The following is a 24,154-nucleotide window of genomic DNA, read 5'->3' on the forward strand; positions in this document are numbered from 1 at the left end:
GGCAATCAGCGTGCAGCAACTGCAAAGCGAGTTGAATTCCATGCGCCGAAACGATGAAGCCCCGGATTGCTCCCGGGGCTTCGCGTCGATGTCCGATCGGACCAGCAGATCAGTACCGGTAGTGGTCCGACTTGTACGGACCTTCCTGCTTCACGCCGATGTAGTCGGCCTGGTCCTTGCGGAGCTCGGTGAGCTTGACGCCGATCTTGGCGAGATGCAGGCGCGCGACCTTCTCGTCGAGTGACTTCGGCAGCACGTAGACTTCCTTCTTGTACTTGCCATCCTTGTTGTTGGCGTAAAGCTCGATCTGCGCCAGCGTCTGGTTGGTGAAGGACGCCGACATCACGAAGGACGGATGGCCCATCGCGTTGCCGAGGTTCACGAGGCGGCCCTCCGACAGCATGATGATGCGGTGCTTGTCGGGGAATTCGATCTCGTCGACCTGCGGCTTGATGTTGGTCCACTTCAGGTTACGCAGACCCGCGATCTGGATCTCGTTGTCGAAGTGACCGATGTTGCAGACGATGGCGCGATCCTTCATCGCGCGCATGTGCTCGATGGTGATGATGTCCTTGTTGCCGGTGGCGGTGACGAAGATGTCGGCACGGGGAGCCGCGTCTTCCATGGTCACGACTTCGTAGCCTTCCATCGCAGCCTGCAGCGCGCAGATCGGATCGACTTCCGACACCATCACGCGGCAGCCGGCCTGGCGCAACGAGGCGGCCGAACCCTTGCCGACGTCACCGAAGCCGGCGACCATCGCGACCTTGCCCGACATCATCACGTCGGTGCCGCGGCGGATGCCGTCGACCAGCGATTCACGGCAGCCATAGAGGTTGTCGAACTTCGACTTGGTGACGCTGTCGTTGACGTTGATGGCGGGCCACAGCAGCGTACCGGCCTTCTGCATGTCATAGAGACGATGCACGCCCGTGGTGGTCTCTTCGGAAACGCCCTTGATGCTCCCGGCAATCGCGGCGAAGTAGCCCTTCGGCTTCTCCTTGAGCTGCTTCTTCAGCAGCGCGAAGAAGACTTCCTCTTCCTCCGAACCGGGCTTGTCGAGGAAGGCGGTATCGCCCTTCTCGGCGCGCAGGCCGAGATGGACGTACATGGTGGCGTCACCGCCGTCGTCGAGAATCATGTTCGGGTGACCGCCGCCGTGCCAGTCGAACAGCTTTGCGGTGTAGTCCCAGTACTCGGCCAGCGTCTCGCCCTTGACGGCAAACACCGGAATGCCGGCGGCCGCGATCGCCGCCGCCGCGTGGTCCTGCGTCGAATAGATGTTGCAGGAGACCCAGCGAATGTCGGCGCCGAGGGCTGCCAGCGTCTCGATCAGCACGCCGGTCTGGATCGTCATGTGCAACGAGCCGGCGATGCGCGCGCCCTTCAGCGGCTGCTTCGGGCCGTACTCCTCGCGGGTGGCCATCAAGCCGGGCATCTCGGTCTCTGCCAGCGAGAGCTCCTTGCGGCCGAAATCGGCGAGCGAAATGTCCTTGACGATGTAATCGTTGAAGCCGGGCTTCGCGTTCATGGTGGGTTCCTGTTTGTTTGGCTCGTCATTCCGGGACGCTCGAGAAACGAGCGAGCCCGGAATTCAGCAGTTCGAGATTCCGGGATCGCCGCTGTTGCGGCGCCCCGGAACGACGCAGATGACTTAGAGCGCGCGCTTGAGCTGCTCGACGAGGTCGGTCTTCTCCCAGGAGAAGCCGCCCTCGTTGTCGGGCGTGCGGCCGAAATGGCCGTAGGCCGAGGTGCGCGCGTAGATCGGGCGGTTGAGGTCGAGATGGCTGCGGATGCCACGGGGCGTCAGATCCATCGCCTGCGCCGCCGCCTTCTCGAGCTGCTCCTCCGGCACCTTACCGGTGCCGTGGGTGTCGATGTAGATCGACAGCGGACGCGCCACGCCGATGGCGTAGGCGAGCTGCAGCGTGCAGCGGTCGGCAAGACCGGCGGCAACGATGTTCTTGGCGACGTAGCGCGCGGCATAAGCCGCCGAGCGGTCGACCTTGGTCGGATCCTTGCCTGAGAACGCGCCGCCGCCATGGGGAGCCGCGCCACCGTAGGTGTCGACGATGATCTTGCGGCCGGTCAGGCCGGAGTCGCCGTCGGGACCGCCGATGAAGAACTTGCCGGTCGGGTTGATGTGCCAGATGGTCTTCGACGTGATCCAGTCCTTCGGCAGCGCCTCGCGCACATAGGGCTCGACGATGTCGCGGATCTGCTTGGAGGAGATGTCCTCGATCAGATGCTGGTGCGAGACCACGATCTCGCGCACGCCGACCGGCTTGCCGTTCTCGTACTGCACGGTGACCTGGCTCTTGGAGTCCGGACCGAGCACCTTCTCCTTGCCGGAGTGACGGGCTTCGGAGATCAGGCGCAGGATCTTGTGGGCGTAGAAGATCGGCGCCGGCATCAGATCGGGCGTCTCGTTGGTGGCGTAACCGAACATGATGCCCTGGTCGCCTGCGCCCTCTTCCTTGACCTCGCCCGGCTGCAGCGCATCGACGCCCTGGGCGATGTCGGCCGACTGCGGATGCAGGAGGATCTCGATGTCGCAGGTCTTCCAGTGGAAGCCTTCCTGCTCGTAGCCGATGTCCTTGATCGCGCCGCGGACGACGCCCTCGATCTGCTCATTGGTCACCGACTTCGGACCGCGGGTCTCACCGGCGATCACCACCTTGTTTGTGGTCGCGAGCGTCTCGCAGGCGGCGCGGATCTGCCAGGGGTCGATGCCGGCCTTCGGCCCTTCGCGGTAGAACAGATCGACGATCTCGTCGGAAATCCGGTCGCACACCTTGTCCGGATGACCCTCGGACACGGACTCGCTGGTGAAGAGATAGGACGCGCGCATCAGTAACCCCTTGTTCCGCCACTAAGCCGGCGGGCGTTTGCGATATTTACCTGTGAATGAAGTCAATCACGCCGGCGCGAGATGACGTAGGATTCATCGAGAAACCAGAGCCCGTTGTACTTTCTCAGCACGTCCCTGGCGGCATCCAGAGTGCGGCCGTTTTGAGTCATTTCTGTCAACCGGTCGTCCTCAATCTGAGCGACATACACCGCCGCATTCCACGCTGCAAAGGCCGTCGAGGTTCCGATGGTGCCGGTTACCTCGTTGGGCAGCGCTTCCATATCATACCTGAAGATCGAGCGGTTATCCGCATATGCATTAAAATTTAAGTCGCGGCCCAACGAACCAAGTTCATACTTAACGGCGCGCAATAGCTCATGACGGCTCACGGCGAAAGGATTTTCTCCGGGCCAGATCGCCTGGATCATTTCCATGCCCGGATCCTGGCCATGGGAGTGGATTCCGATCAGTCGCCCTCCCGGCCGAAGCGCCCGCGCCAGAGGTGCGATGATCCGCTTGGCCCGGAAATTGACCGAGGACAGGGCCCGGTAGGGCTGGGACGCGATGACGAGGTCGAAATTGGCTTCGGTCTGGCCCGGCCGCGGAATGGTCGAATCCAGCAGGAATCGGTGGTCCTCGCGGTAGAGCACGAGGACCACGGGCCGTTCGTACAGCGGCATCGCGGTGCGCGGGCTGATCGCGGCACGCCAGTTCTGCTCCAGGAAGGGCCGGAGCTCGGCGATCTGCTGCTCGAACTCGCCTGACGAGGCGCCCCGCAGCGGCACCTCGTGCCAGACGGTCGCCGCCGCCGCCGCAGGCGATGCCGGCGTCAGCCAGGGCGCCTCCGAGTAGAACATATTGGTGAAGACGAACACCGACGCCGGATGCTCGAAAATGCGGTCCGGCACCTTCTCCAGCGTCAGGCGCAGATCCTCCAGGCTGAGCTCCTTGCCGGCAACGTAGAACGGCATGTGGGGATAGCGCTGGTGCGTCGCGCGCAGCACCCGTGCCAGCACCGTGCCGTCGCCGACGCCGGCGTCGAACAGGCGCAGGGCCGGTGGGCGCGGATGGATGGAGGCGAGCTCCAGCGCGACCCTGTCGGCGACCACCCGCTTTTCGCTGCAGGTGTGGACGAAAAGCAGGTATTTCTGGCGGTTCTCGAAGAAACGGAAATTGCCGCGCGGGTCGCGCTTTTCGGGCGGCACCTGAAGCCCCCGCGGTGGCGGCACACCCCCGGCCATCGATGCCGCCATATAGGCCTGGATCCGGTCCAGCGTGTCGATGGTGATGCGCTTGCCCTCGCGCAGGCGATGGACCAGCTTCCCATCGTTCACCGCCCGCCGGCCGAACGTCGATTCCGCCATGTCCGCCTTACGGCAGAACTCCGTGATCTGGCTGAGGATTTCGTCATTTTTCATGAGTGGGACGCGGTGGGCAGAAAAGTTGGGCTCCGCCTCCTAGCAAATTCTGCCCACTGAGGGAATAGCAGCTACCTGCCTTTTCCTCGTCTGCTTATGCGGCGCGGCCCGTGAACCCCCACGGCAAGCCAAGCAACAAATAGCCGCCTTCCTTGATGGGGACCTCCGCCATGCGCCGCCTGCTCGTCGCGCTCAGTCTGCTCGCCGCAACCCTATCGCCGGCGCCCGCGGCCGCACAGGTGCGCAATCAACTCGGGCCGCTCTGCACCACCGACACGACGCCGGCCGACAAGATGATCGATGCCTGCACCAAGATCATCGCGTTGAAGGTGTTTCGGGGCGAGCAGCTTGCGACGATCCATTTCTGGCGCGCCGTCGGCTGGAACAAGACGGGCGACTACGCCAAAGTCATCACCGACGCCACCGAAGCGATCCGGCTCCAGCCGAGCCAGGCGGCCTACAACCTGAGGGGATCGGCCTATTACGACAAGGGTGACTACGACATCGCGATCGCGGACTTCGACGACGCGCTGAAGCTCGGGCCGCCCAGCGGCACCATCTTCCACAATCGGGGCAACGCCTGGCGCGGCAAGCACGACTATGCGAAGGCCATTGCCGACTACGACATGGCGATCAAGGCCGATCCGAAAGCGGCGTTTTCGTTCCAAGACCGGGGCATCTCGAAACAGGCCCTCGGCGATCTCGACGGCGCGCTTTCCGATATCAACCAGGCGATCCGGCTCGATCCCTCGCTGCCGCAGCCGCTAATCAACCGCACCGCGATCTGGCGCGCCAAGGGCGATCTCGACCGCGCCATCGCCGACGGCAGCGAGGCGATCCGGCTCGCCAGGGAGAAGCCGCCGGCCAATATCATGACGCCGCCGAACAGCGTGCTGATCTCCGGCTACACCCATCGCGCGCTGGCCTATGAAGCGAAGGGCGACTACGCAAACGCGCGTGAAGACTACAAGGCGACGCTGGCGATCACAGCATCCGATGCCGGCAGCAAGGCCAACCAGGCCACCGCCAAGGTGCGGCTGTCGCTGGTGACCGAGACGAGCGCGCCGATCCCGCGCGATGCGCCCTCGCCGGCGACGCAGCCGACTGCGGCCCCCGCCCCGCAGCAGGAGACGGGCGCAGCGCAGCCTCCCTTACCTGCGCCAGCCACTCGCGGCGCACGCATGGCGCTGATCATCGGTAACGGCGCCTATGCCCACGTCAAGGCGCTGGCCAATCCGGCCAACGACGCGCGCGCCGTCGCAAAGAGCCTGCGCGATATCGGCTTCACCGTGTCGGAAGGCATCGATATCGACCGCGCCGCGATGCAGAAGATGACACGCGACTTCCTGCGCGAGGCCGCGCGGGCGCAGGTCGCGGTGGTCTATTATGCCGGTCACGGCGTCCAGGTCGACGGCCGCAACTATCTCATTCCCATCGACGTCGAGCTCAAGCCGGGCACTGGCATGACCGAGGCGATGATCGACATGGACACGATCATGGCCGGCCTCGACGACCAGGTTCGCACCAACATTCTGATATTCGACGCCTGCCGCAACAATCCGATGGCGCCGAAGGTCGCATCCGCCGGCGCCAATCGCGGCATCGAGAGCGCCTCGGGCCTCGCGGCGCCAACGAGCCTCGGCACGGGCGCGACATTGGGCGCCGGCACATTGATCGCCTTCGCCACCGCGCCGGGCCAGGTCGCGCTCGACGGTGAAGGCGCCAACTCGCCGTTCTCCGCCGCGCTGTCACGCCACCTCGGCACGCCGGGGCTCGAAGTGCAGCAGATGCTCACGCGGGTACGGGCCGAGGTGGTCTCGTCCACGAAGAACAAGCAGGTGCCGTGGTCGAACTCGTCGCTGCTGGGCGAGGTTTATCTAGCCGAGAAGTGAGGGTGGGCTCGTGCCCCGGACGCAGCGCAGCGCTTTCCTGGCGATGCGCAGCATCGTCCAGTTCAGCGGTGCGATGCAGAGCCGGGGCTCTGAAGAGCAAGTCTAGCAGCATGGGTCCCGGCTCTGCGCAGCAACGCAAGAGCGTTGCAGCGCGTCCGGGACACGAGCGCAGCTAGCAGCGCCTCAGTTACCCCACACTTCCTTTGCGATCTCGACCGCAAGGCTCAGCTTCGCCCACTGCTCTTCCTCGGAAAGGACGTTGCCCTCTTCGGTCGAAGCAAAGCCGCATTGCGGCGAGAGCGCAAGCTGCTCCAGCGGGGCGAACTTGGCGGCTTCTTCCAGACGGCGCTTGATGTCGTCCTTCTTTTCGAGCTCGCCGAACTTCGAGGTGATGACGCCGACCACGACGACCTTGTTGCCCTTGGGCAGGAAGCGCAGCGGCTCGAAGCCGCCGGCACGGTCGCTGTCGTATTCGAGGAAATAGCCGTCGTAATTGGTGCCGGCGAGCATGGTCTCGGCGACCGGCTCGTAGCCACCCGAGGAAATCCAGGTCGAGCGGAAATTGCCGCGGCAGACATGCGTCGTCACCACCATGTCGGCGGGCTTCTCGGCCAGCGCGTAGTTGATGATGCGGGCATAGATCTGCTGGAGACCGTCCGGATTGTCGCCGCGCTCGCGCGCCTTCTGCAACTCGTCCTGCGAGCAGAGGTAGGCCCACACGGTGTCGTCGAACTGGAGATAGCGGCAGCCGGCGTCGTAGAAGGCCTTGACCGCTTTCCGATAGGTCTTGCCGAGGTCTTCGTAGAAGGCCTCGAGATCGGGATAGACCTCCTTGGAGATCGCCTTGCGGCCGCCGCGGAAGTGCAGCACGGCGGGCGACGGGATCGTCATCTTGGCGGTGACGTGGGCCTGGTCGGCGACCTTCTTCAGGAAGCGGAAGTGGTCCAGCATCGGGTGATCGGCGGGGAAGTCGAGCTTGTCGATCACCCGCACAGCGTCGTGCCGGGTCTCTACGCCTGCGAACTGGATGCCGGCGTCGGGATGAAACAGCTCGCAGCCGGTGAGCTTGGCCAGGAAGTCGAAATGCCACCAGGAGCGGCGGAATTCGCCGTCGGTCGCGAGCTTCAGGCCGAGCGAGGCCTGCTTGTGCACGACCTTCTCGATCTCCATGTCCTCGATCTTGCGCAGATCGTCGGCCGAGATCTCGCCCTTCTCGAGCCGGCTACGGGCTTCCTTGATCTTGGCCGGACGCAAGAGGCTGCCGACTTCGTCGGCGCGGAAGGGGGCTTTGGTTCGCTGCATGTCTTACTCCCTGGACATTTTAGTTTAGTGAGCTGCGGCCCCGGCGACGCCGAGATGGCGCTCCAGGACCGAGGGGTCGGCTTTCAGCGCGGCGCTCGGAGCGTCGTGGACGATCGTTCCGCGCTCCAATATCACAACGCGGTCGGCCAGCCGCAGAATCTTTTGGGCATTCTGTTCGACGATGATCGAGCAGATGCCGCCTGCCCGCGTGATGCTGCCGATCGCCTTCAAGAGCTCCTCGACGATGATGGGCGCAAGGCCCTCGGTCGGCTCGTCCAGCAGCAGCACTTTCGGATTCAGGGTGAGCGCGCGGCCGATCGCCAGCATCTGCTGCTCGCCACCGGAAAGCTGGTTACCGAAATTGCTCCGCCGCTCCTTCAGCCGCGGGAACATCTCGTAGACCTTCTCGACCGTCCATGGACCGGGCTGCGCGACTGCGGTCATGTTCTCCTCGACCGTCAGCGAGCGGAAGATGTTGCGCTCCTGCGGCACCCAGCCGATGCCGGCGCGTGCCCGCTGGTCGGGCCGGAGCGAAGTGACATCGGCGCCGGCGAGCACCACGCTGCCGGAGAAGCGGCGAGTCACGCCGACGATCGAATTGATCAGCGTGGTCTTGCCGGTGCCGTTGCGACCCAGCAGCGCCAGCACCTGCCCCTCGGCGAGGCGCAAGGACATGTTCGGCAGCACGACCGCCTCGCCATAGCCGGCGCGAAGGGCATCGATCGCGAGCAGGTCAGACATTGACCGCCTCTTCGCCGAGATAGACGGCCTTCACCTGCGGATCGCGCGCGACCTGCTCGGGCGGACCCTCGGTGAGCAGCCCGCCCGAAACCAGCACGGAGATGCGGTCGGCGAAGGAGAACACGAGGTCCATGTCGTGCTCGATCAAGAGCACGGTGACGTCGCGTGGCAGGCTGCCGACGACCGAGAGGATGTCGTGGCGCTCGCTCTCGGGCACGCCGGCGGCGGGCTCGTCGAGCAGCAGCACGCGCGGCTTGGCGGCGATCGCGACCGCGATCTCGAGCAGGCGCTGCTTGCCGTAGGGCAGCGTCACGGTCTGTTCGTTCATGGCGTCGAGCAGGTGGAAGCGCGCCAACAGGTCGGCGATCTCACCGTTGACGTCGCTGCGCGTGCCCATCCGGCGCCACCAGTCGCCGCCATGGCCAAGGCGCTCGGAAACGGCGAGGCCGATGGTCTCGAGCGGCGTCAGGTCAGGATAGAGCTGGTTGATCTGGAAGGTGCGCGACAGGCCACGCAGCACGCGCTTGTGCACGGGAAGATCGGTGATGTCCTGGCCTTCGAGCAGGATGCGGCCGGAGTTCGGCTTGAGCACGCCGGTGAGTTGGTTGATCACCGTGGTCTTGCCGGCGCCGTTCGGGCCGATCAGCGCGTGGCGGGCGCCCTGCTCGATCTTCAAGGAGAGATCGCGGGTGACGCGCAGGCCGCCGAACTGCTTTTCGAGGTTCTGAGTTTCGAGCGCGATGGTCATGTCTCGCTCTCCGGCACGGCGACGACCGCCTTGCGACCGGCAATCTGCTTGATGACCAGGTTCGGCACGTACAGCACCCAGCGATGCAGGCGCTGGCGCCCGACCAGCACGATCACGACCAGCACCAGGCCGATCCAGAACTGCCAATATTGCGGGGTGATCGTGGAGAACACTTCCTGGAGCATGCGGAAGATTACCGCACCGATCAGCCCGCCATAGAGATAACCGGTGCCGCCGATGACGAGCACCAGCATCAGATCGGCGGAGCGCTCGAAGGCGAAGACGTCGAGCGAGGCTATCGCGGTTGTTTGGGTAAACAGCGCGCCCGCGACTCCGGCATAGAATGCCGCGAGCGTGTAGATCGCGATCAGGCGGCGGTTGACGGGGATGCCGATCGCTGCCGCCCGCAGCGGATTGTTCTTGATCGCGCGCAGCGACAGGCCAAACGGCGAATGCACGACGCGACGGGCGAACAGGAACAGCAGGAACAGGACGGAGAGCGAATAGAAGAAGCCGGCCTTGCCGAACATGTCGAACGGGATCGCACCGAGAATCGGCTGCATCTCGATGCCCTGCAGGCCGTCGGTGCCGCCGGTGATGTTGGAGAAGCGTTCGGCGAGCGCTTCCAGCAGCAGCGCAATGCCGAGCGTCACCATCAGCCGCGTCAGGTCGACGCCGCGGATCACCAGGAAGCTGGTGGCAAAGCCGAGCACCATCGCGGCAAGACCGGCGACGATCAGCGCCAGCACGGGCTCGTTGACGATACCATGAAGCGCGAGCAGGCCCGCCGCATAGGCGCCGACGCCGAAGAAGGCGGCATGGCCCAGCGAGACGATGCCGGCATAGCCGAGGATCAGATCCAGCGACATCGCAAACAGCGCCAGCCGCAGGATGTCGGTCATGATCAGATAGCGCGTGGGAAATGCAAAGCCGCAGGCCAGCACGATCAGCCAGAAGGCGACTTCGCCGTAGTGCCAGCGCGCCTGGCGCTGGGCGTGATGACCGACGTCTGAGGAAGCGCTCATCTGCGAACTCAACGCGCGGCCGTGCGGCCGAACAGGCCGTTCGGGCGCCAGATCAGGATCACGATCATCATGGTGTAGATCACGAACGGGCCCATCTTCGGCACGTAATATTTGCCGGCGACGTCGCCGATGCCGAGCAGAAGTGAGGCCAGGAACGGGCCCGTGATCGAGGACGAGCCGCCGACGGTGACCACGATCAGGAAGTAGATCATGAACTTGAGCGGGAAATACGGATCGAGGCCGAGGATCTCGGCGCTCAGCGCGCCGCCGAGGCCGGCGAGTCCGCATCCGAAGGCAAAGGTGAAGGCGAACACTTGCGGCACGTTGATGCCGAGGCCGCTGGCGGCGCGCGGGTCGTCGACGGCGGCGCGCAGGCGGCTGCCGAAGCGGGTCTTGGCCAGCACCATCTGGAGCGCGATGGTGAGCAGGCCGCAGATCACGATGATCATCAGCCGGTAGCGGCCGATACCGACTCCGAACAGATCGAACTGGCCCTGGAGCGCGGCCGGCAGGTTGATGAAGACCCGTGACGAGCCCTGGATATAGTCGACGGCGGCGACCGACATGAAGGTCAGGCCGATGGTGAACAACACCTGATCGAGATGACTGCGCGCATAGAGGTGGCGGTAGAGCGTGCGCTCGAGCACGATGCCGATCGCGGCTGACGAGACGAAAGCGAGCGGCAGCGCGGCGAAGAACGGCCAGCCCATCCGGTTGACCAGCACCATGCAGACATAGCCGCCGGCCATGGCGAAGGCGCCATGAGCGAGATTGACGAAGTTCATCAATCCGAGCGTGACCGCGAGCCCGCAAGCGAGCACGAACAGCAACATGCCGTAAGCGACGCCATCGAACAGGTTGGTGAGGATCGAGGTCATCAGGCGTCTTGGATTATCTCAGGTGTAGCAATGGGCCGTGCTGCGCTCCCTCTCCCGCTTGCGGGCGAGGGCTGGGGAGAGGGTGTCTCCGCAAAGGGACTTTCCCTTTGTGGAAAGAGCCCTCACCCGACGCCTCGCCTCGACCTCTCCCGCAGGCGGGAGAGGTGGAGCAAGCGGGTCACTTCTTGGTCTTGCCGAGATCCTTGACGGCCTCGAAAGTCTGGAACTCGACGTTGTAGAGTTCGCCATCGACCTTCTCAACCTTGCGGATGTAGATGTTCTGCACGATGTCGCGGGTCTCGGGGTCGATCGAGATCGGGCCGCGCGGGCTCTCCCACTTCTGCCCCTTCATGGCCTCGACCAGCTTGGTGCCGTCGGTGTCGCCGTTCGTCTTCTTGAGCGCCTCGTAAATCAGGTGGATGCCGTCATATCCGCTCACCGCCATGAAGCCCGGACGATTGCCGAACGCCTTCTTGTAGGCTGCGACGAAATCCTTGTTCATCTGCGAGGGGTGCGCCGCGGAGTAGAGATGCGCGGTGACCGTGCCGAGCACGGCGTCGCCCATGTTGTTGAGCAGGTCGTCGTCGGTGACGTCGCCCGGTCCGATCACCTTGATGCCGGCCTTGTCGAGGCCCCGCTCGGCATACTGCTTCATAAAGTTGCCGCCCTGGCCGGCCGGCACGAATACGAAGATGGCGTCGGGCTTGGCGTCCTTCATGCGCTGCAGGAACGGCGCGAAGTCGGGATTGGCGAGCGGCGTCTTGACTTCTTCAACCACCTCGCCGCCGCCCGCGGTGAAGTTCTGCTTGAAGAAGTTCAGCGCGTCATTGCCCGGCGCGTAGTCGGAGGTCAGCGTCGCCACCTTCTTGATGCCGTTCTTCACCGCCCAGTCGCCGATGATGGTCGAGGACTGCGCCAGTGTGAAGCTGGTGCGTACGATATAGGGCGAGCGCTCGGTGATGATGGAGGTACCGGCCGCCATCACGACTTCCGGAATCTTGGCCTGCGTCGCCAGCGGCGCCGCCGCCAGCGCCGCCGGCGTCACGCCGAAGCCTGCGATGAAGTTGACCTTGTCGTTGACGATCAGCTCCTGCGCGGCGGTCTTGGTCTTGTCCGGGATCGCGGCGTCGTCCTTGAGGATGATCTCGATCTTCTTGCCGGCGACGGTGTCGCCCTTCTGTTGCATGTAAAGCTTGATCGCGTTTTCGATCTGCTTGCCGGTCGAGGCCTGGCCGCCGGTCATCGGCAGAATCAGGCCGACCTTGACGGTGTCCTCCGCCTTGGCGGGCGCAAGGCCTGCAACGCCAGCGATGGCGGCTGCTGCAACGGTGCGTGAAAAAATTCTGCGTTCAAACATCAGATGTCCCTCCCCTTCATTCCTGACCTGCTGTGCGCCAGACCGAGTACCCGGCCCTTGCCGCGCTTTAACCCACGGACAAGCCATGCCGCGCGGCCACATGGCGTCCTCCGCAACCCCGTTGTCAATCGGACGTTGGGCGACCATTCGGCGCAAGCCGCGCGATCGGATTGACGGCAAGGGAGACATTTGTACGAATGTACAAATAAAATGGCCCTGTCAACAAAAAAGGGCTTTTCGATGCCCGAACCAGACCCTCCGCGTCATGCCCCATTCAATGAGCGCCCGGCGGCGCCGTGGTTGGATCAATCCGCCTCTGTTTTGCAGAATTCGAACATTCGCCGGGCACGACGAGCTTGAATTCCTCACCCCGATCGTGAATACGGATTGTATACCGTATCAGCTCGAAAACGCCGATCAACATCAAAGTACAACATATTATTTTACCTTTTTGTATACAAACAAATTCGCCGCCGAATAGGCCAATTTTACTTGTTGAGGACTAGAGTGCGCCGCTGGCGTCCATCGGGCGTCCCGCCATCCGCGCCCGGTCCAGTTCGAGCCAGAAAATGCTCATGCGTATCCGTTTGCCTTCGACCGCTGCCGTCGTTGCCTTGCTGGCTTCCAGCCTTGCGGGCTGCGGCACCGTCAACGAAAGACTCTCCGCCGGCATGGGCGACTACGTCCCGCAATGGGCGGGCGGGCTGCCGGCCGATGCCCCGCCGCGGGCAGGCACGCCCCAATATGACGCCTACATGAAGGAGCGCGAACGCAAGCGGCTGATGCCGGCGGCGGATCGCGAGAAGGAAGAGCAGTTGCAGAAGGGCACGACGGGGACGACGTCGGGCAGCGCGGTGCGTTAGGGGCGCCCTCTCAATCCACGAACACCACGGTCTTGCGGCCGTTGAGGATGACGCGGTCGTCGAGATGGTAGCGGATCGCCCGGGCGAGCACGCGCCGTTCGATGTCACGGCCCTTGCGGACGAGATCCTCCGGTGTGTCGCGATGGCTGATGCGCTCGACGTCCTGGTCGATGATCGGGCCCTCGTCGAGGTCGCGCGTGACATAGTGCGCGGTGGCGCCGATCAGCTTGACGCCGCGCTCGTGAGCCTGGTGATAGGGCTTTGCGCCCTTGAAGCCCGGCAGGAACGAGTGATGGATGTTGATGCAGCGACCCGAAAGCTTCGCCGACAGGTCGTCCGACAGGATCTGCATGTAGCGGGCGAGCACGACGAGATCGGTCTTCGTGTTATCCACGAGGTGCATGATCTGGCCCTCCTGCTCGCGCTTGGTCTCCTTGGTCACGGGCAGATGGTGGAACGGGATGTCCCCGAAATCGAGCCCGCCATAGACCTCGCGCGGATGGTTGGAGACGATCGCAGCAAGCGTCATCGGCAATTCGCCGGTGCGCCAGCGATAGAGGATGTCGACCAGGCAGTGGTCCGACTTCGACACCAGCAGCATCACCTTGCGGTGCGAGGCCCGATCGCGCATCTGCCAGTCCATGCCGAAACGCTCGGCGATCGCGGCAAAGCCGGTCTGCAGGGCGGACAGTTCCACGGCGAGATCGGCTGCGGTGAACACCACGCGCATGAAGAACTTCTTGGTCTCGATGTCGTCGAACTGCTGGGCATCGAGAATGTTCTGTCCATTATGGGCCAGGAAAGTCGACACCGCCGAGACGATGCCGGGGCGATCCGGACAGGACAGGGTCAGAACATATTGATGATCGGGCATGTTGATGAACGGGCTTGGCTCTGATGAAGGTTTATGCAGCAGCTACAGGACGCGCCGCGATTTGCGCCCTGCTCTAGCACCGACGCGCCCCTTGCGCCAATCCCGGGGCTTGCTTCGGCTTAAAGCATGGAGTCAGGATGAACGCACGATTGCGATTTATCCCGGAGCATTCCCATGGTCGACCGTTTGAACGGCACCCGCATCCTGATCCTGGAAACGCGCGAGGAGGCGCAGTTTTCCAGGCTGCTGGCCGAACAAGGCGCAGAGGTCGTGCAGTGCCCGATGTTCACCATCCACGATGCGCCGGATCCGGCCCCGGTCGAGGCCTGGATCCGCCGCGCCATCGACAGGCCGTTCGACGATCTCGTGCTGATGACCGGCGAAGGCCTGCGGCGGATCATGAAGCTCGCGCGCGCACGCGGGCTCGACGCGGCCCTCGTCGCGGCCCTTGCCGGATCGCGAAAGTTCATCCGCGGCCCGAAACCAGGCAAGGCGCTGCGCGAGGTCGGCCTCGAACCGCATCAGACCACCGAGAAACCGACCACCGAGGGCGTGATCGAGATGCTGGGCAAGCTCGACTTGAGGGGGCACCGTATCGGCCTCCAGCTCTATCCGGACAAGGACCATAGCACACTGACCGGCGCGCTGGCCGCGCAAGGCGCCGAAGTCGATGCGGTGCTGCCTTATACCTACGATGCCAGCGCAGCGGATGCCAACATTGTCACCGCCATAGACGAGATGGCCGAGGGGCGGATCGATTCCATCGCGCTGACCAATCTCGGCCAGGTCCGCCGCCTGATCGAGGCAGCGAAGGCGCATGGCAGCGAAGCCAAGCTGCGCGCAGGCTTCGAACGGACGTTGATCGCGTCGGTGGGCCCGGCGGTCTCGGGCGAGCTTGCCGCGCACGGCTTGCGCACCGACGTCTCCCCGGCCGATGACGCCTATTTCATGCGGCCGCTGATCTCGGCGATGGCCACGGCTCTGGCAGAGCGGAAGCCGGCGACGACCAGATAAGAGCTGAGCGCGGGAGCGGCATGCGGCGGCTCTGATTGACACGTGCGCCCTCAGCCCTACGGTGCCGGAAATGAAAAGAAACCACACGGGCAGGGAATCGTCGTGACACGAGCCATCGCGCCTTGAGCACAGCCGCACGACCGTCTGCGCTCGCGCCGTTCCGCATCCGCAATTATCGCTTCCAATGGCCATCCGACCTGCTCACCTCCTGGGCGTTCGAGGTGGAGACGCTCGTGCTCGGCTGGTACATTCTGGTCGAGACCGGATCGGTGCTGCTGCTCACCGTGCTCGCTTCGCTCCAGTTCGTCGGAACATTGGTCGCGCCGGTCTTCGGCATGATCGGCGACCGCATGGGCCATCGCGACCTGCTGGTCATGATGCGACTTGCCTATACGGTGCTGTCGTCGACCATCATGGTTCTGGCGCTGAGCGGTCATCTGTCGCCGCTGAGCGTCATGATCATCGTCGCGGTCATGGGCCTGATCCGCCCCTCGGATCTCGGCGTCCGCGGCGCGCTGCTCGCCGAGATCATGCCGGCCAAGCAACTGGTGGGCGCCATCAGCGTCGCGCGCACGACCCAGGACAGCGCGCGCATCGCCGGAGCGTTGACGGGCGCCGGCCTGTTCGCCGTCCTCGGCATCGGCCTCGTCTACGTGGCGATCGCTTGTCTCTACTTCGTCGCCGCGCTTCTCATGCTGTGCCTGACCCGGCCCAAGAGAACCGTCATCACGAGCGATCTTCCGGCCAACAGCCATGCGGTGTCGCGACTGCTGGGAGACCTCAAGGAAGGGATCGTCTACGCCTGGAGCGGCCCGGGAATGCGTGCGGCGCTGTGCGTCGCCTTCCTGGCCAATCTCACCGCCTTTCCCTTCACCGGCGGATTGCTGCCCTACATTGCCCGGGAAATCTTTCAGACCGACCAGACCGGCCTCGGTTACCTCTCCGCGAGCTTCGCCGTCGGCTCGCTGATCGGCTCCATCACGCTGAGCCTCGTCAGCGGATTGCGCATTGCCCGGCTCCTGATCGGCGCAACGCTGGCCTGGTACGCCATGCTGCTGGTGTTCGTCGAAATCAGGACCATGCCGGTGGCGATGGCCTGCCTCGTGCTTGCCGGCATCGCCCAGAGCATGTCAATGATCTCGGCTGCCGTGATCCTGATGCGAACGGCCAGCGCGCATCTGCGCGGCCGCGTGATGGGCGTGCGCATGATGGTGATCTACGGCCTGCCGATCGGGTTGCTCGCGGCCGGCAGCCTGATCGACGTCATCGGCTATTCCGCGACCGGTTCGCTCTATGCCGCCGCCGGCTTCATCGCGATGCTGGCGATCGCGATCCGTTGGCGTGCCGATCTCTGGCCGGTCAACGCTCCCGCCAATGCGCGCTAAGGGCGCGCACTCATGAATTTGGGATGCCGCTATTCGTCCTCCCAAGTCGCGTTGATCAACTCGCGGACAGCATCGATAATTTGGTCCGGCTGGTAAGGTTTGGGAAAAAACCGGGTGCCTTCGGGAAGATCACTGGCTTGCACTTTGTAATATCCAGACGTCACAACGATCCTGACAGGCGGCCAACGTTTTCAAACAATTGTCGCCAACTGCAAACCGTTGATAGAACCCGCCATATCAATGTCGGTAAATATCAGCCGGATATCGGAATGCAGTGCCAGCAGCCGCATGGCCTCGTCTGCGTTGACGGCCTCCAGGATGTCGAATCCAGCGTCGCGAAGCATTTCGACCGCATCCATGCGAACGAACGTCTCATCCTCGACGACAAGAATCCGGACAGCTTTCATGATTGATTGCATCAGGCAGAACGCTCACAAAACTCGGCGCCGTTGCTTGGCGTTCTCGACTTGGCCCTAAACGTTGGCTTCGGCGCCCGATGCTGCTCAGGGCGGATCGAGAGAAAACTTGATTGTGAAGAGCGCCCCTCTTGGGGTGTTCGTTGAAATTTTCAACTCGCCCATCAACTGCCGGATCAGACCGTTGATGACCCTGAAGCCAAGGCTGTTTCGCGGTTGATTGATGTCGAACCCTTCGGGCAATCCCATACCTTCGTCGGAAATCTCGACGATCAGATGTCCATCGATTTCCCGGGCATCCACCCGGATGACACCAGGCCCGTCGACATAGGCATACTTGACGGCGTTGGTGACCAGCTCATTGACCAGCAACCCCAACGGAATGGCTTTGTCGGCGGAAATGATGACCGGGTCGGAATGATATTGAAGCTTGTGCTCGGGCGCGGATCGCTGCAGATTTTCGCAGAGATGAACGACAAAATCCGAGAGATCGACAAATCCGACCTTGCTGCCGCGCCATAAATGATCATGCACCTCGGCTATCGACGAAACGCGCATGGCTGCATTTTCCAAAGCGTTCTTGACGTCCAAGGACTCTGAAGCGCGCGCCTGAACACGCAGCAATCCAACGACCGAGGTCAGGCTGTTCTTGACACGATGACTCATTTCCCGTGTCAGCAGAGCCTCGTGATCGCGGGCCTCTTCGAGCTTGGCATCCGCATGCTGGCGCTCGATTGCAATACCCAGCAAGCCGGCGAAACCTGCAAGGAAGTCCGCATCGGCGTCGTCGAACTGGCCGGGGTCCGGACTGTCGGCTTCGAGGACGCCAAAAGGCGTGTTGCCCTCGCCCCCGCGTCTGATGAGAACGTTGATCGCACGTTTGATGCCATGATCAGCAAGGAGTTTGGGCGTCCTGAAGCGCGTCTCACCTTGCAAGTGATTGGAGACGACCGATTGCCCGGTCTGAAAGGCAAAGCCGGCGGGAGACTCGATATCCGCACCGAGGGACACGCGATCCACAGTACCCGCGGGCCAGCCGATGCCCGCACGCACGATCAGGCGACGATCGTCGGGGAGATATTCGAGGACTTTGGCGTATGAACACCCCAGACCTCGCGCGCTAAGTTCTGCGGCATTCTGGAGAATTTGGCGGAAATCTCGGGTCTGTAGCGCAGCGGTGCCAAACTCTCGCAGCAGAGCCTGTTGGCGACGACGATACGGAAGTTCATCCTGAGGATTGACAGGAGCATCCGAGACGGTCTGAAGGACCGGCTTCGGTTCGCTAGGCATGATGCCGCCTGTTCTGGATGGTCATTTCACCGGAAGTTGGGTCATGCCTTGGCTTCGAGAGCCTGCCACGCCAATCTACCTGAATAACCCAGGCTCACAACGCTTGCTGTGCCTGTTCGTTCCACGTGAGCTGATACCGTTGTCAGGGCTCTGGAGCCGTCCACTTCTTCAAGGGCGTACGCGCCCTAATCCCCGTACCCGCGCAGCTTCTCGACATCGAGGATGGTGACGCCGCCATATTCGAGCCTCAGCAGGCCTTCCTTCTCGAGCCGGTTCAGCGCGCGGTTGGCATTCTGGCGGGACATGCCGGAGAGCGCGCCGATCTCTTCCTGGGTGATCTCCAGATGCGCGGTCGATTCCGGGTAGAGGATCGGGTTGAACAGCGAGGCGATGCCGCGGGCGAGGCGCGCGGTGGCATCCAGCGTGCGGTTGACCTCGAGCATGCCGATGAACTGACCGAGCCGCTCGTTGAGCTGGCGCACCAGGAAGCGGTTGAAGCCGACGCTGTTCTCGAACAGCCACATGAAGGCGCTGCGTTCCATCAGCGCGACGCGGCTGTTGCGCAGCGCGACCACGTCGTAGCGGCGCGGCTCGTTCTTGAGCACGCTGCCCTCGCCGAACCAGGCCCCTGCCGTGAGACCGGCAAGGCTCGTTTCCTTGCCATCGCGCGAAACACCGCCCATCCGGGCGAGGCCGGAGACCATGCCGGCCCAATAGTCGAAGGTGTCGCCGCGCATGAACACGGTCTCTCCGGTGCCATAGGACCGCTCGGTGATGCCTGCACGCGCGACCTCGATCTCAGCCTGCGTGAGCTCACGCGACCAGGCGGCGACGCGCTTCAGTTGATCCTCTGAAATCATGATCCCGAAGCCAGACGCACCGTTTCGTCACCCAAGCCTTCTGCTGCACCGCAATAAGATCGTCTCGACAGGCCATTCGACGAAAGACGAAAGCTGCGGCCCCGACAAACTTTGTCGCAGAATTGTCAGCCAAGAGACATTTCAAAATAGCGCTTTCCCCTATTGAGAGCCACCTCGGGCGATGCGGCTTTTGATCCCAAGCGGGACTGACAGCGGCGCGGCCTACCGTGGAGACCATCTGCTGCATGGCCTCACCGGCACGGCCGTACTAGGATCGCCCGGCAGGAACCGACGAAGAGCGCCGCTGAACGCGCCATCACGGGGAGGGATTTGTTTGGTGGCTACCAGTCTTGAAGTGCGCAGCGTGTCCTTGCGATTCGGCGGAGTCCGGGCGCTGACCGATGTCGGCTTCGCCATCAAGGAGGGCGAGCTGTTCTCGATCATCGGCCCCAACGGGGCCGGCAAGACTTCGATCGTGAACTGTATTTCCGGTCGCTACAAGCCGACCGAAGGCCAGCTGTTCTATGGGGGTCGTGACATCACCGGCCTGACGCCGAATGCGCGGGCCTCGCTCGGGATCGGCCGCACCTTCCAGAACCTGGCGCTGTTCCACCACATGAGCGTGCTCGACAATGTCATGGTCGGCCGCCATCACCTGCTGAAGAACAATTTCCTCACGGGCTCGCTGTACTGGCTGACCGGCGCGCGCAAGGAGGAGCTCGAACATCGCCGCAAGGTCGAGGAGATCATCGACTTCCTCGATCTTCAGTCGGTGCGTAAAGCTCCCGCTGGCACCCTCTCCTACGGCCTGCGCAAGCGCGTGGAGCTCGCGCGCGCCATGGCGCTGGAGCCGCGCCTCATTCTCCTCGACGAGCCGATGGCCGGCATGAACTTCGAGGAGAAGGAGGACATGGCCCGCTACATCGTCGACCTCAACGAGGAGTTCGGGATGACGGTGGTGATGATCGAGCACGACATGGGCGTGGTGATGGACATCTCCCACCGCGTCATGGTGCTGGATTTCGGCAAGAAGATCGCCGAAGGCGATCCGGCGACGGTGCTCGCCGATCCTCACGTCAGGCGCGCCTATCTGGGCGAAGAAGACGAGGTGCTGGTCGATCCCGATGACGCTGCCCCCGCGCAGGAGAGCGCGGCATGATGGATTACGCAGGCCGCGTCGCCCAGGCCGACACCTATCCGAAGATGCTCCGGCTCAACGCCAGGGAGCACGGCAACGAGATTGCCCTGCGCGAGAAGGATCTCGGGCTCTGGCGCGTGTTCACCTGGAACGACTACCAGACGCGGGTGCGCGAATTCGCGCTCGGTCTTCTCGAAATGGGCCTTGGCCGCGGTGACGTCATCGGCATCATCGGCGACAACCGGCCGGACTGGGTCGCGGCGGAAGTGGCGACGCACGCCATCGGCGGCCTCAGCCTCGGGCTTTATCGTGACGTGCTGGATGAAGAGGCCTCCTATCTCCTCAACTATGGCGAGGCCCAGCTCGTCTTCGCCGAGGACGAGGAGCAGGTCGACAAGCTGCTCACGCTCGCCGAACGGGCGCCGCGGCTGAAGCATATCATCTATTCCGACCCGCGCGGGATGCGGAAATACGACGATCCCAGGCTGATGTCGGCAGAGAAGTTCGCAGAGCTGGGCCGCGCTCGCGCCGTACGCGAGCCCGAACTGTACGACAGACTGGTCGATGCCACCAAGGGCGAAGACGTCGCGATCCTCTGCACGACGTCGGGCACCACATCGCATCCGAAACTTGCGATGCTCGCCGCCGGCCGCGTGCTCGGCCACTGTGCGACCTATCTCACTTTCGATCCGAAGGGACCGGACGACGAATACGTTTCGGTGCTGCCACTGCCCTGGATCATGGAACAGGTTTATGTGCTCGGCAAAGGCATACTCTGCCGAATGAAGATCAACTTCGTCGAAGAGCCCGAGACGATGATGAACGACCTGCGCGAGATCGCGCCGACGTTCGTCCTGTTCGCGCCCCGCGTCTGGGAATCGATCGCCGCGGACGTCCGCGCCAAGGTGATGGACGCGACGCCTCTCAAGCAGGGCCTGTTCGATCTCGGAATGAAGTCAGGCCTTGCCGCGCTCGAGCAAGGCAAGCGCTCGGGCCTTGCCGACGCCGTCCTGTTCCGCGCGCTGCGCGACCGCCTCGGCTTCACCAGGCTGCGCTCGGCCGCGACCGGCGGCGCGGCGCTCGGGCCTGAGACGTTCAAATTCTTCCAGGCCATGGGCGTGCCGCTGCGCACGCTCTACGGCCAGACCGAGCTGCTGGGGGCCTACACGCTGCATCCCGAGGGCAAGGTCGATCCCGATACCACCGGCGTGCCGATGTCCGACCAAGTCGAGATCCGCATCGACAATCCCGACGTCCACGGCGTGGGCGAGATCGTGGTGCGCCATCCGAACATGTTTCTCGGCTATTACAAGAACCCCGAGGCCAGCGTCGCCGACATCAAGGACGGCTGGATGCTGTCGGGTGACGCCGGATATTTCAATGCCAACCAGCAGCTCGTCGTCATCGACCGCATCAAGGATCTCGCCGAGACTTCGCGCGGCGAACGGTTCTCGCCGCAGTTCATCGAGAACAAGCTGAAGTTCTCGCCCTATATCGCCGAAGCCGTTGTGCTTGGCGCCGGTCGCGATGCGCTCGCCGCCATGATCTGTATCCGCTACTCCATCATCTCGAAATGGGCGGAGAAGAACCGCCTTTCCTTCACCACCTACAGCGACCTCGCCTCGCGGCCCGAAGTCTACGCGCTGCTCAAGAAAGAGGTCGAGACGGTCAACGCCACGCTGCCGCCAGCGCAGCGCATCTCGCGCTTTTTGCTGCTCTACAAGGAACTGGACGCAGACGACGGCGAACTCACCCGCACGCGAAAGGTTCGGCGCAGCGTCATCAATGAGAAATATGAAGGCATCATCGACGCGATCTACCGCGGCGACGCCGACATCCCCGTCGACACCGTGATCCGCTTCCAGGACGGCAGCACGCAGCGGGTGCGGACGACGTTGCGCGTGGTGGATATGGATGGGCAGGGGCACATGGCGGAGGCGGCGGAGTGAAGCAGTCTGTCACTCAGCACGCCGCCCTACGCCTCTCCCGCTTGCGGGAGAGGGAGCCGACTTCCAATGCCGCCGCATCGTGCACACCCTATGCGACAGCCCTGCCGGAAGCGGGGAAGGCGAAGGACAGCATATAATATGAACACCGCCTTTCTCATCCAGCTCCTGGTCAACGGCCTTGTGGTCGGCACGCTCTATGGCGTGGTCGCGATGTCGTTCGTGCTGATCTACAAGGCGACGCAGGTCGTCAACTTCGCACAAGGCGAATTGCTGCTGGTCGGCGCCTGGGTGTGCTGGGCGCTGCTCGCCAAATACCAGGTGCCGTTCTGGATCGGCATGCCGATGACGCTGGTGTTCATGTTCGTGTTCGGCATCGCGATCCAGGTCCTGATCCTGCGGCCGATGATCGGCGAACCCATCATCTCGGTGATCATGGTGACGATCGGCCTCTCCACCGTGCTGCAGGCGACGCTGAAATGGATGTTCGGCGTCAACCCGCAGCCGTTCCCGCGGGTGTTCGAGAGCCAGTCGGTCAGCCTGCTCGGACTCCAGATCCAGACCGTCTATGTCATGAGCCTCGTGGTGTCGGTCGCCATGATGATCGGCATGGCCTGGTTCTTCCGAGCCTCCAAATACGGCCTTGCGATGCGCGCCACCGCGTTCAACCAGCAGGTGGCGCAATCGCTCGGCATTTCCGTGAAGAGCGTGTTTGCACTGGCTTGGGCGATCTCGGCGACGGTCTCGGCTGTTGCAGGCGTCGTGGTTGCCGTGGTGAACGGCGTGTCGTCGGGCCTAGCGGCCTATGGCATCAAGGTGTTTCCGGCAGCGATCCTGGGCGGGCTCGACTCCGTCGGCGGCGCCGTGCTCGGCGGCATCATCATCGGGCTCCTGGAAAACATCGCGCAATATGTCGACAGCGAGTATCTGCACTGGGGCAATCTCTACGAGGTCGCGCCGTTCTACGTCCTCATCATCGTGCTGATGATCAAGCCCTACGGCCTGTTCGGCACCCACGACATCGAGCGGATCTGACCCATGGCCGGCCCTGCCCTCATTCCTGCTGGTGATTTCCGCACCTCCTACGCGGCCGACACCACGATCTTTCCGACCACAACGAGCCGCAACTTCGCGATTGCGGGCGTGCTGTTGCTATGCCTGGCGCCGCAGTTCTTCAGCGGCTACTGGCTCAGCGTCCTGATCCAGATCGGCATCTTTTCGATCGCGGCGCTTGGCCTCAACATCCTGGTCGGCTTCACCGGACAGATCTCGATCGGGCATGCCGCCTTCTTCCTGCTCGGCGCCTTCACATCGGCCTACATCTCCAACAACGCGCCGATCCCGGTGTTCTTTGCAATCCCGCTCGCTGGCGTCATCACCGCGCTGGTCGGACTGATCTTCGGCATCCCGGCGGCACGGCTGAAGGGACTCTATCTCGTCATCGCGACGCTGGCCGCGCAATATATCCTGCTCGACTTTTTCTCCCGCGCCGAGTGGTTCACCGGCGGCTCGGTACCGGCGAGCGCCAATCCGTTCTCGATCTTCGGCTACACGCTTCGCGGCGACAAGCAGTATTTCTACGTCGTGCTGGCGTATGTGCTGCTCTGCTACATTCTGGTCACCAATCTGATGCGCACGCGCGACGGCCGGGCGCTGGTGGCGATCCGCGACCATTATCTCTCCGCGGAGATCATGGGCATCAACCTCACCAAATACCGCACGCTGTCGTTTGGGTTGGCCGCCTTCTTCGCCGGCATCGCCGGCGCGCTGTATGCGCATTACCAGCTCGTGGTATCGCAGGAAGGTTTCGGCATCGAGCGCTCGATCCTGTTCCTCGCGATGATCATCATCGGCGGCACCGGCTCGATCATGGGCACGCTGATGGGCACCGCATTCGTCGTGCTGCTGCCGGAGTCCATGGAATTCCTGAGCAGCCATCTGAAGGGCGGCGCGATCGACAAGGCTCTATCGCTCAACAACAATCTCACCTTCCTGCGCGAGATCGCCATCGGGGTGATCATCATCGCATTCCTGATGTTCGAGCCCGACGGGCTTGCGCATCGCTGGCGACAGATCAAGGCATACTGGAAGCTCTATCCGTTCTCGCATTGAGAACGGCAACTTCACTTAAAAACGATAAAAGGAGGAACCGACCC

21 protein-coding genes are annotated in these 24,154 nt (G+C 63.3%); 8 read left to right on the forward strand and 13 right to left on the reverse strand.

All coding sequences use genetic code 11. The annotated features are described in order from the left end of the window. Window positions 1–109 precede the first annotated feature (109 nt). From ahcY to C7G42_RS24730, 3 genes are all read right to left on the reverse strand, one after another. Complete coding sequence (gene ahcY / locus C7G42_RS24720) at window positions 110–1,531, reverse strand: adenosylhomocysteinase (RefSeq protein WP_106951553.1); 1,422 nt, start codon at window positions 1,529–1,531, stop codon at window positions 110–112. A gap of 123 nt (window positions 1,532–1,654) precedes the next feature. After that, window positions 1,655–2,851: a methionine adenosyltransferase gene (metK, locus tag C7G42_RS24725; protein WP_106951554.1), complete on the reverse strand. Its 1,197-nt coding sequence runs from the start codon at window positions 2,849–2,851 to the stop codon at window positions 1,655–1,657. Window positions 2,852–2,913: 62 nt separating this feature from the next. Then, the gene (locus C7G42_RS24730) at window positions 2,914–4,269 is read right to left on the reverse strand and encodes a hypothetical protein (RefSeq protein WP_106951555.1); all 1,356 of its coding nucleotides are present in this window, start codon (window positions 4,267–4,269) and stop codon (window positions 2,914–2,916) included. Between the two features lie 170 nt (window positions 4,270–4,439). Here C7G42_RS24730 and C7G42_RS24735 point away from each other — a divergent pair, with 170 nt between their 5' ends. Further along, window positions 4,440–6,161: a caspase family protein gene (locus C7G42_RS24735; RefSeq protein WP_106951556.1), complete on the forward strand. Its 1,722-nt coding sequence runs from the start codon at window positions 4,440–4,442 to the stop codon at window positions 6,159–6,161. A 183-nt stretch (window positions 6,162–6,344) separates the two neighbouring features. On the opposite strand, the gene C7G42_RS24740 is transcribed toward C7G42_RS24735, so the two are convergent. The 6 genes from C7G42_RS24740 to C7G42_RS24765 form a co-directional block, all read right to left on the reverse strand. Continuing rightward, complete coding sequence (locus C7G42_RS24740) at window positions 6,345–7,463, reverse strand: cobalamin-independent methionine synthase II family protein (protein WP_106951557.1); 1,119 nt, start codon at window positions 7,461–7,463, stop codon at window positions 6,345–6,347. Between the two features lie 24 nt (window positions 7,464–7,487). After that, window positions 7,488–8,204: an ABC transporter ATP-binding protein gene (locus tag C7G42_RS24745; protein ID WP_106951558.1), complete on the reverse strand. Its 717-nt coding sequence runs from the start codon at window positions 8,202–8,204 to the stop codon at window positions 7,488–7,490. Further along, the gene (locus tag C7G42_RS24750) at window positions 8,197–8,952 is read right to left on the reverse strand and encodes an ABC transporter ATP-binding protein (protein ID WP_106951559.1); all 756 of its coding nucleotides are present in this window, start codon (window positions 8,950–8,952) and stop codon (window positions 8,197–8,199) included. The genes C7G42_RS24745 and C7G42_RS24750 overlap by 8 nt, the downstream gene beginning before the upstream one ends. Continuing rightward, a complete protein-coding gene (locus C7G42_RS24755) occupies window positions 8,949–9,977 on the reverse strand; it encodes a branched-chain amino acid ABC transporter permease (protein WP_106951560.1) in 1,029 nt (342 codons plus the stop codon). Before C7G42_RS24755 ends, C7G42_RS24750 begins: the two co-directional genes overlap by 4 nt. An 8-nt stretch (window positions 9,978–9,985) precedes the next feature. After that, window positions 9,986–10,855: a branched-chain amino acid ABC transporter permease gene (locus tag C7G42_RS24760; protein ID WP_026233341.1), complete on the reverse strand. Its 870-nt coding sequence runs from the start codon at window positions 10,853–10,855 to the stop codon at window positions 9,986–9,988. 178 nt (window positions 10,856–11,033) lie between these two features. After that, window positions 11,034–12,212 carry an ABC transporter substrate-binding protein gene (locus C7G42_RS24765; RefSeq protein ID WP_106951561.1) on the reverse strand — a complete coding sequence of 393 codons (1,179 nt, stop codon included), beginning with the start codon at window positions 12,210–12,212 and terminating at the stop codon, window positions 11,034–11,036. A gap of 569 nt (window positions 12,213–12,781) precedes the next feature. On the opposite strand from C7G42_RS24765, the gene C7G42_RS24770 reads away from it, so the two are divergent. Next, window positions 12,782–13,075 carry a hypothetical protein gene (locus C7G42_RS24770; RefSeq protein WP_199581119.1) on the forward strand — a complete coding sequence of 98 codons (294 nt, stop codon included), beginning with the start codon at window positions 12,782–12,784 and terminating at the stop codon, window positions 13,073–13,075. Between the two features lie 10 nt (window positions 13,076–13,085). Here C7G42_RS24770 and purU read toward each other — a convergent pair whose 3' ends face one another. Beyond that, window positions 13,086–13,949 (reverse strand): formyltetrahydrofolate deformylase, encoded by an 864-nt coding sequence (purU, locus tag C7G42_RS24775; RefSeq protein WP_106951562.1) that lies wholly within the window; start codon window positions 13,947–13,949, stop codon window positions 13,086–13,088. Between the two features lie 174 nt (window positions 13,950–14,123). Between purU and C7G42_RS24780 the strand changes: the two genes are divergently transcribed. Next, the gene (locus tag C7G42_RS24780; protein WP_106951563.1) at window positions 14,124–14,963 is read left to right on the forward strand and encodes a uroporphyrinogen-III synthase; all 840 of its coding nucleotides are present in this window, start codon (window positions 14,124–14,126) and stop codon (window positions 14,961–14,963) included. A gap of 122 nt (window positions 14,964–15,085) precedes the next feature. After that, complete coding sequence (locus tag C7G42_RS24785; RefSeq protein WP_106951564.1) at window positions 15,086–16,348, forward strand: MFS transporter; 1,263 nt, start codon at window positions 15,086–15,088, stop codon at window positions 16,346–16,348. 191 nt (window positions 16,349–16,539) lie between these two features. On the opposite strand, the gene C7G42_RS36260 is transcribed toward C7G42_RS24785, so the two are convergent. The 3 genes from C7G42_RS36260 to C7G42_RS24800 form a co-directional block, all read right to left on the reverse strand. Continuing rightward, window positions 16,540–16,755 (reverse strand): response regulator, encoded by a 216-nt coding sequence (locus C7G42_RS36260; RefSeq protein WP_349627535.1) that lies wholly within the window; start codon window positions 16,753–16,755, stop codon window positions 16,540–16,542. 96 nt (window positions 16,756–16,851) lie between these two features. Further along, on the reverse strand, window positions 16,852–18,054 hold the full coding sequence (locus tag C7G42_RS24795; protein ID WP_106951565.1) for a sensor histidine kinase: 1,203 nt from the start codon (window positions 18,052–18,054) through the stop codon (window positions 16,852–16,854). Window positions 18,055–18,239: 185 nt separating this feature from the next. Next, window positions 18,240–18,914: a Crp/Fnr family transcriptional regulator gene (locus tag C7G42_RS24800; RefSeq protein ID WP_106951566.1), complete on the reverse strand. Its 675-nt coding sequence runs from the start codon at window positions 18,912–18,914 to the stop codon at window positions 18,240–18,242. A gap of 337 nt (window positions 18,915–19,251) precedes the next feature. On the opposite strand from C7G42_RS24800, the gene C7G42_RS24805 reads away from it, so the two are divergent. The 4 genes from C7G42_RS24805 (at window position 19,252) to C7G42_RS24820 (ending at window position 24,110) form a co-directional block, all read left to right on the forward strand. Then, a complete protein-coding gene (locus C7G42_RS24805; RefSeq protein ID WP_106951740.1) occupies window positions 19,252–20,073 on the forward strand; it encodes an ABC transporter ATP-binding protein in 822 nt (273 codons plus the stop codon). Next, window positions 20,070–22,001 carry a long-chain fatty acid--CoA ligase gene (locus C7G42_RS24810; RefSeq protein ID WP_106951567.1) on the forward strand — a complete coding sequence of 644 codons (1,932 nt, stop codon included), beginning with the start codon at window positions 20,070–20,072 and terminating at the stop codon, window positions 21,999–22,001. Before C7G42_RS24805 ends, C7G42_RS24810 begins: the two co-directional genes overlap by 4 nt. A gap of 138 nt (window positions 22,002–22,139) precedes the next feature. Then, window positions 22,140–23,033, forward strand: a complete 894-nt coding sequence (locus C7G42_RS24815; RefSeq protein ID WP_106951568.1) for a branched-chain amino acid ABC transporter permease — start codon at window positions 22,140–22,142, stop codon at window positions 23,031–23,033. Between the two features lie 3 nt (window positions 23,034–23,036). Further along, a complete protein-coding gene (locus C7G42_RS24820) occupies window positions 23,037–24,110 on the forward strand; it encodes a branched-chain amino acid ABC transporter permease (RefSeq protein ID WP_094972444.1) in 1,074 nt (357 codons plus the stop codon). Window positions 24,111–24,154 lie beyond the last annotated feature (44 nt).

It is taken from the genome of Bradyrhizobium sp. MOS003, from assembly GCF_003020125.1.
Taxonomy (GTDB): Bacteria; Pseudomonadota; Alphaproteobacteria; order Rhizobiales; family Xanthobacteraceae; genus Bradyrhizobium.